Source organism: Corynebacterium sp. HMSC074A09 (assembly GCF_001811545.1).
GTDB lineage: Bacteria > Actinomycetota > Actinomycetes > Mycobacteriales > Mycobacteriaceae > Corynebacterium > Corynebacterium hiratae.
Genome location: NZ_KV805159.1, coordinates 23,415 through 35,178 on the forward strand (window position 1 = coordinate 23,415; position 11,764 = coordinate 35,178).

An 11,764-nucleotide genomic window follows, 5' to 3' on the forward strand; every position below is an offset into this window, starting at 1 on the left:
CTGTGCCGCCCCGCGAAACCAGCGCGGAAGGAAAGAGATGGCCCGGCACTCGGATGGAAAGAATAACTACGCATTTGCACCGTGGGTCATCATCGTGGCCGTTTTAGCGGTGCTGGCGCTGGTTATCGGAGGGTTCTTCCTCTTCCGCGGAAACGATTCCGATTCCGGTGAAACGGTGGCGGCAGAATCAACTACAGCTAAGACGGAGGAGACCTCTACTGCAGAGGCGACAACCTCGGCCGCGCCTGCGTCGTCGGAAACGGCGAAGGACACCGAATCGACGTCGGCCGCCCCCAGCTCGGAGGAAAAGGCCGCAGAGGCACAGGTTGCGCCGAATACTTTGTTCCTCTTGGATACGTCCGAGAACCTCACGCCATATTTCGATGCGGTAAGCCAGGGTGTGGCTGAGGCGGCGTCGGCAGCCGGCAGGGAGGGAAGCCAGGTGGGCCTTTGGAACTACTCCTCTCCTCTTTCCGCCTCGGCAACCGTGGGTTACCGCCAAAACGTGTCGTATGGGGATGCCGATAACGTTGCCTATGCCGTAGGTATGTTTGGCACGGGTGGCATTCCGCAAACCCGCAGTGCTGTGGTAGCCGCACTGGATAACGCAACCGACCAGGTGGCTGAAAGCGGCAAGGACACACGCGTTGTGCTCGTAACCACCGGCACGCAGCAAGATATGGATGATGCTGCCTTCGCCGAAGCCGTAAAGAATGCCCGCGGCGAAGGAGTGAGCTTGAGCATGGTGCACGTGGGTAACGGCGAGAAGGATGCTGAACTCGAAAAGCTGGCTGATTCCTACAGCACGGTCGCAGATCCATCCGATGCCCAAGACAATGCAACGGCCATCTCGGCCGCAGTCGGCGCACGCTAGACGCGGGCTCTCGTGCAAAGCGAGTCCGCGGCGTGCGCTCCCAAAGCGCAGAAAGCCGCCGCATCTTTCCCCCAGGGCACTGACGTGAGCAGCAGTGCAGGAAAGACGCGGCGGCGAGTGGCGCGAGTTTAAGAGCTCCTGCGCTTACGGCGAGCAGCGAGCTCGTCGAGGCCAATAACGATGTCAGTCTCTTCTTCCTCCACGACGCGCTCGGCCGGGAAGGACGTGATGGTGCCGGAGAGCTCCTTAAGGATGCCAGGTACGGCGATACCGAATACGCCTTGGCCTCCGGCGAGGAGGTCGATGACTTCATCGTTGGACCGGCACTCATAGACCGTGGTGCCGTCGGAGACAAGCGTGAGCTCCGCCAAGTCATTAACGCCGCGATCCCGCAGGGATTCCACGGCGAGGCGGATGTTCTGCAGAGAAATACCGGTGTCCAGAAGGCGCTTGACAATCTTGAGCACCAATACGTCCTTAAAAGAGTACAGACGCTGGGAGCCAGAACCACGCGCGGTGCGGATAGAGGGCTTGACCAGGTCGGTGCGTGCCCAGTAATCCAGCTGACGGTAGGTAATGCCGGCTACCTGACACGCGATGGGCACGCGGTAACCCAGCTCCTCGTCCGGTCCGACGTCGAAGAGGGATTCCTGGACGTAGCCGTTCGATGCGGCGTCATCGAGCGGCAGGGCGCGGGACTCGGTGCGGTTGTTTTTACTGCTCACGTAATTACTCCAGTGATGTTTGAGGGGAGTTCTATTTTTCTATTAAAGGCCACGTCAGCGACCACGTCAAGGGTCGCCCTTCGTAAACCTCTAGTAGAACTTTAGACTTCTTTGGTCACTTTGTCATCATTAGTCACACGCGTGTCATTAAAAAAATTGCTGATGACAAGAAAAGCGGCACCCAGAAACGGTGCCGCTGTGTTTAGTCTGTTGTGCTGGCAAGTATGCCGAGCCGACCGCTACCCTTCTACGTACGAAGCTCAGCTGGATGCGCGGGCCTTAGTCTTCATCTTCCGGCGAGTCGCCCCCAAGCAAATCTTCTTCGGAAATGCCGGAATCACGCATCAGCTGCTCAAAGTCATCGTCTTCCTGGGCTTTCTGCCGGGCCGCCATCTCTTGAAAATCGCGCGACCTCTTCTCCGGGAAGGCCTCTGGGGACTTAGCCTCGCGCTCGAGACCGTAGTACTCCTTAAGGTCTTCATCGCTAATGTAAACAGCGACCTCCTCGAGCACCTCCTTCTCAAACCGGATGGGCACCCCGTAGTGATCTGCTAGGACGAGGGCGTCACAGATGCGGGCGTCGTGCTCCTCACCTGTTCCGTCGACCACGTCGACCATGAAAGCGCCCTTGTGGTACTCGGAGACACAAATATGCTCGATCCCATCAAGCTGGTCGGCGAAGGCAATCAGGAGTTCATAGGTACTAGGCCGCGCGTTGTAATGGCGCTCCAGCACCTGGAGAACGCGGGCTCCATCAATGGGCGAGACCCACACAGGTACGTGCCGGTCTGCTTCTTCCCAGTAAAAGAGGGCGCACAGGTTGTTCTCGGGGCCGACGGGGTGGATTCCTAAAAATTTCAATACTTCTGCAGTCATGGCACCCACTTTTCCACACTTTCCTCACGCGTGGCGATTGACAGAGCAGCCCTCTATTCCGCTACGGGCGGAACTCGTCCCGCAGCTCAGTCTTGACCAGCGTTCCATGAAGGGACAGAACAAGCGCCGCCATCTGCTGCGAGAGCTCTTCTGCCTGCTGCGGGGCCGTATCAGATTTCGAATGCGCCACCGGTGAAGCCACCTGCGAAATCATGTCTGCCTGCCGGCGGGCGGCATTGCGCAGCGACTTCAATTGCCGTGCCTCAAAGCCGAAGGACTCTAAGGCGACAGCCGCCGACACGATAGACACGTCATCCGTGTCAAAGAATCCCGCCGGATCCGGCTTAATGAGCCCCACCGAGACCAGCTCCGCAATGTTTTCTTGCGTGGTCCCGGCTTGGTCGGCCACGTCGGCGTCGGTAAGCCTGGTCACCACTGGTGCTCGCAGCTGCTCGGCACTGATCAGTGCCTCAGCCTGGGAGGAGACAATGGCGGTTACTTGCCCCGAATCCATCGCCTCCAGCTGCTCACGAATAACCTTGAGCGGCGTGTAGTGATCGCGCTGCGCGGTCAGAATGTAGCGCAGACGGTCAAGATCCTTCTGGTAGTAGCGGCGGTAGCCCTTCGCGGTGCGTTCCGGAGTAATCAGACCCTCAGATTCCAAAAAGCGAATCTTCGACACCGTCACGTCCGGGAACTGCTTCTGCACGTGCTTCAGCGTTACGCCAATAGACATGGGCTTTTGCTTGGTCTTCTTGGCCGCCGAAGATGCTGTTGCTGCAGCTGCGGTGGACTTCTGAGCGCTCACGATGGGACTACTACTGCTTTCTACGCGGATTCACTTTGACAAAGGGCAGGCACAGTGAGGAAGCAAGACCGGCTGCTCCCCTCGTACCCCCGCTTCGTCCTTGCTGACGGGTACTGCCCTATTTAGGGGCGATGAAGACGAGGCGGAACTTACCAATCTGGATTTCGTCGCCTACTTCCAGTACCTGCGCATTGCGCGGCTCGCGATTGACGTAGGTGCCATTGAGCGATCCGACGTCCACGACCTCGAACTGGCCGTCCTTGGCGCGGAATTCTGCGTGGCGGCGGGAGACGGTGACGTCATCGAGGAAGATGTCCGCTTCCGGGTGGCGGCCGGCGGTGGTGGTCGGCTGATCAAGCAAGAAGCGCGCGCCAGCATTCGGGCCTCGCTTCACGACGAGCAGGGCCTGGCCTTCAGCCAGGTTCTCAGCGCCGGCAACGGAGGCGTCAGAACCCGCCGCGGTGCCGTTTTCCATCTCCTTGAGAAGATCAGCGCGGAAGACAGAAGTAGTCTCTGCCTGCGGTTCCGGCGTTCCGGTATTCTCGCTCATTTTTACCTCCGAAGGGTCGGATCGATGTTGACTCATTCCATATTAGCGACTCCGCTGTCCGCGCGAGTCACCTCTGGCGCATTTACATTAGCGGAAAATGTTTCCTATGCCCTTGAGCACGGAATTTCCGCCCCCAGATAGTGGGTTATCAGAGACCATATAAGTCCACGTGGCGCTCGGGCGGGACAGTCCATGATCCTCTAGGTGAGCACCATCGACATCAATAAGCACGGTCTTAAAAGTATCGACGGCATCATCAACCGCGCGCTGCGCCAAATCCTTGAATTCGCGTACGGCGATGCGGTGGTATTCATCGATGGGGGTCTCGCGAGCAATGGCACGCAAGTGAATAGATTCACGCACGTCATCCATCAGCTCCAAGTGGTCGGCCCACGCTAAGTCGAGGTGGTAGAGCATGATCTCGCGCGCAGCGCGCTCACGGGCATCCACGGGGACGTCGCTTAGCTCGGCGGCGCGATCGGGTGCTCGCTCAGCGAGCTCCTGCCAGGCCTGGTCTGTATCGAGCAACTTGGCACGGCGCTCATCGATAATGATGCGCTGATCCGCCAGCAGCTGGTTGTACTTCCACGTCTGCGCGTGAATCTCCAGCGACTGGCCTTCCGTCACCCGCTGACAGTGTGCGATGAAGTCTCGGACACGCTTGGATTCAATGAGGCCATCAGCATCTGGACGCGCCGACAGGGACTCGTCTTCCCCACCCTGCTGAACTACGTCGTCCTCCAAGGAGACGAAGAAGAGTGACATGCCCGGATCTCCCTGCCGGCCCGCACGGCCGCGCAGCTGGTTGTCCAACCGCGAGGAACGGTGCCGCGAGGTGCCAAGTACTGCCAAACCGCCCTTCTCGACGACCGCGTCGCGGTCAGCTTCGTCCGCGCCGCCCAGCTTGATATCGGTGCCGCGGCCCGCCATCTGTGTGGACACCGTCACGCGCCCCACGTCGCCTGCCTCCGCGACGATGCGCGCCTCATCCTCATCGTTTTTAGCGTTGAGGACGTTGACAGTGATGCCACGTTCGCGCAAAGCTGCAGCAAGGTCCTCGGACTCCGCGACATCGTGAGTGCCTACGAGGACCGGCTGGCCGGTGCTATTAATAGCCACGATCTCGTTGACAATAGCTCGGGATTTTTCATCCACAGACGCGTAGATGCGGTCTGCTTCATCGAAGCGCTGCAATTCTTTATTCCGGTCGATGACCGAGACGTGCAGGTCATAAAACTGTCGCAACTGGTCGGTGGCCTCCACCGCGGTGCCTGTCATGCCACAGACCAAGGGGTAGCGACGCATGAGCTCCTGCAGCGTAATGGTGTCGAGGATGCGCCCACCTTCTGATACCTCCAAGCCTTCTTTGGCCTCCACCGCTGCCTGGAGTCCATCCGGCCAGCGTTGGAGCTCGGCCACGCGGCCGCGGGAGGCGTCGATAAGCTGCAGCTTTCCGTCCGTGATGATGTAGTGAATGTCACGGATGAGCAGCGCCTTCGCGTGTAGCGCCAGGTTGACCTTCACCAGTACGGAGCCGATATTCTCTTCCGAATACAGCGAGTCAATACCCAATTCCCGCTCGACTCGCGCCGCACCATCATCGGTGAGCGCCACCGTGCGGCCGCCCTCCGCGATGACATAGTCCTGCTCCTCGCGCAAGCGCGAGACCACGTTGGTGATGTGGCCCGTAGATTCCTCACCGGGGCGATTTCCGGCGAGGACGAGGGGGACGAGGGCTTCGTCGACAAGCACAGAGTCCGCCTCATCCACCAACGCCACGTCCGCGCGCGCCTGCACCGTCTGCTCCCGGGAGGTGATCTGGTTATCCCGTAGCACATCGAAACCGAGCTCATTGACTGGTGCATAGATGATGTCGGATAAGTAAGCCGCGCGGCGTTCTTCCGGGCCGAGCTTCTCCGTTACCGGGGCCACCGTGAGTCCAAAGAACTCCACGAGCGGGCGCATCCATTCGGCGTCACGCGCCGCTAGATAATTATTAACCGTCACCAAGTGCACGCGCTTGCCGGTGAGCGCGAAACCAGTCGCGGCCATGGCACCCACCAGTGTCTTTCCCTCACCGGTGGCCATCTGGATGACATCACCCTCAAGCAAGCGGAGAACGGCTTGGGACTGGACAGTAAACGGGCGCATGCCAAGCTTGCGTTCACTGGCCACGGCCAATGCCGCGAGGAAACGAGACTTATCTGCAATTCCCCCGTCTTTCACGCAAGCGCGCGCAGTGGCGGCAACGTCAGCATCCGACAGGTTCGCGATATCCTCCACCGCGGAATCTGCGGCCGTCACAACGGCTTTCGACTTCTTGTTGTTGCGTTCGGACTGCGCGCCCATTGCCTTCCAGAACCAATCGAATGCGCCCATGAGCACTCCTCCATCCTTGTGCGTCATACAGGTCTTCTATCGACTCTAGTCAACCCCGGTTCGCAAGCGTGCGTTCGCCCTTATATCCTTACGGACATGCAATCCGTGAACGTGTCGCTCCCCTCCAGCACCGGTACCGCGATGGCCGGAACCATCGACTTCCCTGACTCCCCTCCGCAAGCCTTCGCCATCTTCGCGCACTGCTTTGCCGGTTCGCGCCATACCCCCGGCGCCGCTCGTGTGAGCAAGCAACTGACTAACTTTGGCATCGCTACCCTACGCTTTGATTTTCCTGGCCTAGGCCAATCCGAAGGAAATTTCGCGGACACCTGCTTTAGCCAGAATGTTGCCGATATCCAGGCTGCTGCCGACTGGCTAGCACACAACTCTTCCGCACCACAGCTACTCATGGGCCATTCACTGGGCGGGGCTGCCGCTCTGGCCGCGGCCAACAACATTCGCTCCCTCAAGGCTGTGGCCACCATCGGCGCCCCCTTCGATCCTGCACACTCCGTGCTGCACTACGCCGACAAGATCGGCGAGGTCGACGCCAACGGTGAAGTCGAGGTCACCCTTGGCGGCCGGGCGCTGACCATTTCGCGCCTCTTCCTCGAAGACCTCGCTGAGACCAACCCGGAGGACTATCTTCCGCGCCTGCGCAAGCCCCTCATGGTGCTGCACTCCCCCATTGATCAAACGGTGGGCATTGATAACGCACAAAATATTTTCCGGACCACGCGCTATCCCAAGTCCCTCGTCGCCTTGGATAAGGCCGATCACCTGGTGACTAAGCAGGGCGCGGCAGCCCGTGCCGCCGACCTCATCGGGGCTTGGGCGGAGCAGTTTATTGTTCCGGAGAACATTCCCACCCCAGTTGCTGAGGACTCCGCGCTTGCAATTCCGGCAGTTGGAACCAGGATGGGCGTCGTCGTGCGCCACAATGACCGATCGGTGAGCGCTGACCGCACGAAAAAGAACGGCGGCAAAGGCCAAGGTTTCACCGCGGAAGGCCTTCTTATGTCCGCAGTGGCTACGGCAAGCACTCAGGCCATCAAAGAAGCAGGCAAGGCGCAGAAAATCGACGCGAAGGTGCTCGAAGCGGTATCTGTCAGGGTTAACCAAGAATCCGAATCTCGTTTCACACGTACGGTGACGCTTCCTGGCTTTCTGAGCGCCGATCAACAACGCGCGCTTGCCGACGCCGCCGCTTCCACCACCATCGATTCCCTCCTCGCTGTGGACATCGCCACCACCGTGGCAACCACTGCAGAATAAGCCGCCCATGGTTGTTCTTAACCCACTTGACCCTGCCGCCCGCTGTCCCTGCGGTACCGGCCTAAGCTTCGGCGAGTGCTGCTCGCGCTACCATGCCGGCACACCCGCCCCCTCAGCGGAGACCCTGATGCGCTCGCGTTTCAGCGCTTTCGTCACCGGCGACGAGGATTATTTGCTGCGCACCTGGGACCCCGAAACCCGCCCGGAACGTCTCGACCTCGCCGAAACCGGCATCCGCTTCTACCGCCTCGACATTATCGACACCGTCGCCGGCGGCCCCTTGGACCAGACCGGCATCGTTGAATTCGAAGCCTTTTACAAGGGGGCCGCGAAGGGCTCGCAGCGAGAGCGCTCCTCTTTCCACCGCCAAAACGGGCAGTGGGTCTATTCCGCCGGAGAGTTTTAGCTGCCGCTAAAACAAAGGTTGAACTGGGATTTGTCGAAGCGAATACCGCTGGTGTAATCTGTAGCAGTTGCACCTAATGGTGCGGCGGCGGACTATGGCGCAGTTTGGTAGCGCACTACACTGGGGGTGTAGGGGTCGCAGGTTCAAATCCTGTTAGTCCGACAAAATTTAGGCTGGTCAGAAAACTCTGACCAGCCTTTTCTTTTGGAACGAGTCGACGGGTTAAGACTTAAGCCTTGGGTTACTACGCCCACGGTAAATAGAGTTCAAATAATTCAATTTTTTAGCGCTTATTTACCGTGAACGACATGTATCGCCAAGCAAGGCCACTCCATGTTTCTCACCCTCATGGGGTAGATAGTGTTTCAAACTCTGGCCAAAGCTCGGGTTAGGGCACTATTACAATCCATGGAATTGTTATTGATCTACCTCGCAGTGGTGTTTGGCTGCGGCCTAATTGCGTGGGCGGTGCGATTGCCGCCTCTCATCGGGTTTCTCGTCGCTGGCTTCGCGCTCAATGCCGGGGGTATCGAGCACGTTGAAGCGTTAGATCTTTTCGCCGACATCGGTGTCACGCTGATGCTTTTTGCAATCGGGTTGCGCCTCGATCTGAGGGCCTTGACCGACAAGGCTGTCTGGCTTACCGCCACCGCCCACGTGCTCGTGATGACCCTCCTCGGCATGGGTTTTATCACGGCTCTCGGCGCACTCGGCGCATTCGGTCCGACCAGTTTTTCGATAGCGGTCAACGTCGCCCTCGTGCTGAGTTTTTCCAGCACCATCGTGGTCGTCAAAATCTTGCAAGACCGCGGCGATGAACAAGCCCTCTACGGCAATATCTGCATCGGCGTCCTCATCATGCAGGACATCATCGCTGTCGTCTTCATGAGCATCCTACGGGGAGAGCCGCCAAGCTTAGCGGCCGTGTTGCTTGTCCTCATCGTCCCGCTGCTAGCGCTGACTACTCGCCGCTGGTACAAGCTCGGGCACGGTGAGCTGGGCGCGCTCTTTGGCATCGTCATGGCGCTGCTGCCTGGTTATGCTCTCTTCGAGTGGGTCGGCCTCTCCGGAAGCCTCGGCGCGCTCATCATGGGCGTGGTGCTCTCCCGCTCCCCTGGCGCAGAACAGCTCAGCCATTCACTGTTTACCCTCAAAGAACTGCTGCTGGTTGGCTTTTTCGTCAACATCGGTTTCCTGGGCCTACCAACGTGGCACAACATCGTCGACGCCGGGTTGCTCCTGCTGCTTTTGCCCATCCAGGGCCTCGCTTACTGGGCAATCCTGTGGATGTTGGGACTGCGCAACCGCACTTCTGTCCTTGCTTCCCTGTTGCTGGCGAATTACTCTGAGTTCGCCCTTATCATTGCCGCTGTGGGAGTACAGGACGGCTGGCTCAACCAGCGCTGGCTGCTGTCACTCGTGCTCGCTGTTTCGTTGAGCTTTGTCATCTCGGCAATCCTCAACCCACAAAACGTCTCGCGAGCTACACACCTAGCCAAGCGACTGCCGGCCCGCCCACCGCACAAGATTCACCCGGAGGATCGCCCCATCGAGCTTGGCGACGCCCATGCGCTCGTCCTCGGCGTAGGACGGCTCGGCCTTTCCTGTTACAAGGAGCTCGTCGACGTCTACGGCGCCAATGTTTTGGGAGTGGAACACGATCCAGCACGAGTTCGCCATCTCCAAGAGAGTGGCTACAACGTCGTGGAGGGCGATGCAACAGATATCGACTTCTGGGAGCGCGTCAAGGACAGCCACCAGATCGATATGATTATGCTCGCCATGCCGGCCCAGCACGCGAACGTAGACGCCGTCAAGGAAATCTACGCTTCCCGCATCAATACCGAAGAATGCACCATCAGTTCGGTGGCCATGTACCGTGAAGACGTCGAGGACCTGCAGGAGCTCGGGCTCAGTGTCGTTGTGCACTTGCAGGACGGTGCCGGCGAATCCCTAGCGGAGCGAACTTTTACGGAGAATCAGCTACGGCACTTGCGCAACGAGGGCGAGCTTTAGAAAACGTCCTCCGCGGCATCCAGCCCGCTCCCTGCTGAGACCGGCTCCTGTGTCCGGACTCAGCGTCCAATGGGAGCTTAGCTGTTAGCACGCCACGGGATCCCCTCCTTGGGCAGGTAGCCCAAGAGGTAGAGGTAATCCATCGCGCCCAGAATAGAAACGACGAGACCGCCACCGAGGATAGCTGCGAGGAATGTGTAGCCAGCCATGGAGGAGGAATCGACGTCCTTTCCGTCTTGACCGTCTTTGCCATCCTTCCCGTCAGCGCCGTCGCGGCCATTTAGACCGTTAAGACCGTCGCGCCCGTCCTGGCCATCGACGCCATCGCGGCCGGGTGCGCCCGGTGCACCGTTGGCACCGTCGCGGCCATCCTTGCCGTCGATACCATCCTTACCGTCTTTTCCATCGCGGCCTGGTTCACCGTCCTTACCGTCTTTGCCGTCCTGAGCCGCAGCACCGTCGGTGGTAGAAGTCGAGGGTTCGGTAGTCGTAGGCGTCTCAGACTCCGATTCCTCGGGCTCGGTGGTCTCAGAAGGGCTCGGCGTTACTGAGCTAGACGGCTCAGAAGACTCGGGGGATTCTGAAGGCTCAGTGGTATTAGACGTCGAGGGAGAAGCGGGCTTGTCGTTGCTTACCTTCTTACCATTGAGCATATCCGCACACTTCTGGCCTGCCGGTGCGTTAATCTCCGCGAGCGCAGAAGCGGAAGCCGAAATGCCTGAGAGCGTAGACTCGATCTCCTTTTGCTGGGTCTCGCTCAATTTCAAATCCTTGGCAGCGCTGGCACCTGGGAAAAGACCTGCAATGGTGACAGCGGCATTGAAGATCTTCAGAACGGTGGCCACACCAGTGCCAAAAGCACCGTCAGCAAACTTGATGAGGCCAGAAACGGTCTTCTTGGCGGCATCTGGATTCTTTAAGTCCACCTCTGCATCAGTGTTATCAATCTTGGCGATGGCCATGCCTTGCGCGCGTGCGAGATCCCAGGTGACGTCCTTGTCTGCCTCACCATCACGAACAAGTTTGGCAATTCCCTCCCACGAGCTTGCGCCAATCTTCTTGATGAAGTCAGAAGGCACAAGTTCACCGACGACTGGGATTACTTCCCACACCGTCTGGAGCAGCTTGTTTCCACCGTCGTAGAAAGCCCGTGCAAGGTCCAGCTTGCGCTCGAGAATCTCGCCTTCTTTACCTGGGGCATCGGTGATCTCACACACCAATTTGCCGTTCTTCTCTACGACCTTGATAGTCGCGTCAGCCGTCGATGCCTCGGCGGTTTCCAGCTCATCGCGTGTCTTTGGCTTGCCGGTTTCCGCGCCGTAGAAGCCAAAGTCGTTGTCTCGGGATTCACGCTCCAACTCCTCGATGGTGTTGTCGCCAGCGTTGTTTGAATCGATCAGGTTGCCGTCTGCGTCGAAGGCGGTGCCATTGACGTCGACAGTGTCAGCGCCGGACTGTTCGTGGACAAAAGACGTATCGCTCGGCTCCTCAACGGCGAAGGTCTGCGGGGCGACAATAACGGAAGAAAAGGTTGCTACGGCCACTGCGGTGGCAACGATGCGAGAGTGTAGGGAACGCATGCGAAGTCTTTCTTGCAAGTTGATGAGCACACACTTAACACAGTGAGCTAAGTGCTTAAGGTTCGGACGTGGTCACCATACAACCGTCGAAATATATTTTCTACATTTGAGTAACTATTCGTTACCCCCGTTTGGAAACCCCCAGTTCAGCATCAGTGCAGTTCACAGCGTCAACATCGTTGACAATACGATTATCTTACCCCCATCACCAACGGGTAACTTGCGGATAGACGCCGAGTTTAGCGGCTCTTCCGGTTTTGGAGTGCGTAGCGGGG

At 58.8% G+C, this 11,764-nt stretch carries 10 protein-coding genes and 1 tRNA gene; 5 read left to right on the plus strand and 6 right to left on the minus strand.

Translation table 11 applies throughout. The features are described 5' to 3' along the window. Positions 1 to 37 precede the first annotated feature (37 nt). Positions 38 to 874 (plus strand): VWA domain-containing protein, encoded by an 837-nt coding sequence (locus HMPREF2807_RS10740; protein WP_070512774.1) that lies wholly within the window; start codon positions 38 to 40, stop codon positions 872 to 874. A gap of 128 nt (positions 875 to 1,002) precedes the next feature. Here HMPREF2807_RS10740 and HMPREF2807_RS10745 read toward each other — a convergent pair whose 3' ends face one another. From HMPREF2807_RS10745 to secA2, 5 genes are all read right to left on the minus strand, one after another. Next, positions 1,003 to 1,563: a MerR family transcriptional regulator gene (locus HMPREF2807_RS10745; protein ID WP_198531403.1), complete on the minus strand. Its 561-nt coding sequence runs from the start codon at positions 1,561 to 1,563 to the stop codon at positions 1,003 to 1,005. A 315-nt stretch (positions 1,564 to 1,878) separates the two neighbouring features. Beyond that, the gene (locus HMPREF2807_RS10750; RefSeq protein ID WP_070512780.1) at positions 1,879 to 2,475 is read right to left on the minus strand and encodes a bifunctional nuclease domain-containing protein; all 597 of its coding nucleotides are present in this window, start codon (positions 2,473 to 2,475) and stop codon (positions 1,879 to 1,881) included. A 61-nt stretch (positions 2,476 to 2,536) separates the two neighbouring features. Then, positions 2,537 to 3,283 carry a transcriptional regulator FtsR gene (locus HMPREF2807_RS10755; protein WP_046649387.1) on the minus strand — a complete coding sequence of 249 codons (747 nt, stop codon included), beginning with the start codon at positions 3,281 to 3,283 and terminating at the stop codon, positions 2,537 to 2,539. Between the two features lie 118 nt (positions 3,284 to 3,401). Continuing rightward, entirely contained in the window at positions 3,402 to 3,833 is a 432-nt protein-coding gene (odhI, locus tag HMPREF2807_RS10760; RefSeq protein ID WP_010186533.1) for an oxoglutarate dehydrogenase inhibitor Odhl, read from the minus strand. Between the two features lie 87 nt (positions 3,834 to 3,920). Then, positions 3,921 to 6,212 carry an accessory Sec system translocase SecA2 gene (gene secA2, locus HMPREF2807_RS10765; protein WP_070512793.1) on the minus strand — a complete coding sequence of 764 codons (2,292 nt, stop codon included), beginning with the start codon at positions 6,210 to 6,212 and terminating at the stop codon, positions 3,921 to 3,923. 96 nt (positions 6,213 to 6,308) lie between these two features. Here secA2 and HMPREF2807_RS10770 point away from each other — a divergent pair, with 96 nt between their 5' ends. The 4 genes from HMPREF2807_RS10770 to HMPREF2807_RS10785 all read left to right on the plus strand — a co-directional run bounded on the left by HMPREF2807_RS10770 (position 6,309) and on the right by HMPREF2807_RS10785 (position 9,909). Further along, complete coding sequence (locus HMPREF2807_RS10770) at positions 6,309 to 7,487, plus strand: bifunctional alpha/beta hydrolase/OsmC family protein (protein WP_070512784.1); 1,179 nt, start codon at positions 6,309 to 6,311, stop codon at positions 7,485 to 7,487. A gap of 7 nt (positions 7,488 to 7,494) precedes the next feature. Then, positions 7,495 to 7,893 carry a YchJ family protein gene (locus tag HMPREF2807_RS10775; RefSeq protein ID WP_070512787.1) on the plus strand — a complete coding sequence of 133 codons (399 nt, stop codon included), beginning with the start codon at positions 7,495 to 7,497 and terminating at the stop codon, positions 7,891 to 7,893. 88 nt (positions 7,894 to 7,981) lie between these two features. Continuing rightward, positions 7,982 to 8,055: transfer RNA gene (locus HMPREF2807_RS10780), tRNA-Pro, on the plus strand. A gap of 246 nt (positions 8,056 to 8,301) precedes the next feature. Then, positions 8,302 to 9,909, plus strand: coding sequence for a cation:proton antiporter family protein (locus HMPREF2807_RS10785; protein WP_049154979.1), 1,608 nt, complete (start codon positions 8,302 to 8,304; stop codon positions 9,907 to 9,909). A gap of 77 nt (positions 9,910 to 9,986) precedes the next feature. Here HMPREF2807_RS10785 and HMPREF2807_RS10790 read toward each other — a convergent pair whose 3' ends face one another. Next, entirely contained in the window at positions 9,987 to 11,489 is a 1,503-nt protein-coding gene (locus tag HMPREF2807_RS10790) for a collagen-like protein (protein ID WP_070512790.1), read from the minus strand. Positions 11,490 to 11,764 lie beyond the last annotated feature (275 nt).

Excerpts from the sequence above, each read along its gene's own strand:
- HMPREF2807_RS10740 (WP_070512774.1), top strand. The coding sequence starts at position 38 with ATGGCCCGGCACTCGGATGGAAAGAATAACTACGCATTTGCACCGTGG.
- HMPREF2807_RS10750 (WP_070512780.1), bottom strand. The coding sequence starts at position 2,475 with ATGACTGCAGAAGTATTGAAATTTTTAGGAATCCACCCCGTCGGCCCC.
- odhI (WP_010186533.1), bottom strand. The coding sequence starts at position 3,833 with ATGAGCGAGAATACCGGAACGCCGGAACCGCAGGCAGAGACTACTTCT.
- secA2 (WP_070512793.1), bottom strand. The coding sequence starts at position 6,212 with ATGGGCGCATTCGATTGGTTCTGGAAGGCAATGGGCGCGCAGTCCGAA.
- HMPREF2807_RS10770 (WP_070512784.1), top strand. The coding sequence starts at position 6,309 with ATGCAATCCGTGAACGTGTCGCTCCCCTCCAGCACCGGTACCGCGATG.
- HMPREF2807_RS10775 (WP_070512787.1), top strand. The coding sequence starts at position 7,495 with ATGGTTGTTCTTAACCCACTTGACCCTGCCGCCCGCTGTCCCTGCGGT.
- HMPREF2807_RS10785 (WP_049154979.1), top strand. The coding sequence starts at position 8,302 with ATGGAATTGTTATTGATCTACCTCGCAGTGGTGTTTGGCTGCGGCCTA.
- HMPREF2807_RS10790 (WP_070512790.1), bottom strand. The coding sequence starts at position 11,489 with ATGCGTTCCCTACACTCTCGCATCGTTGCCACCGCAGTGGCCGTAGCA.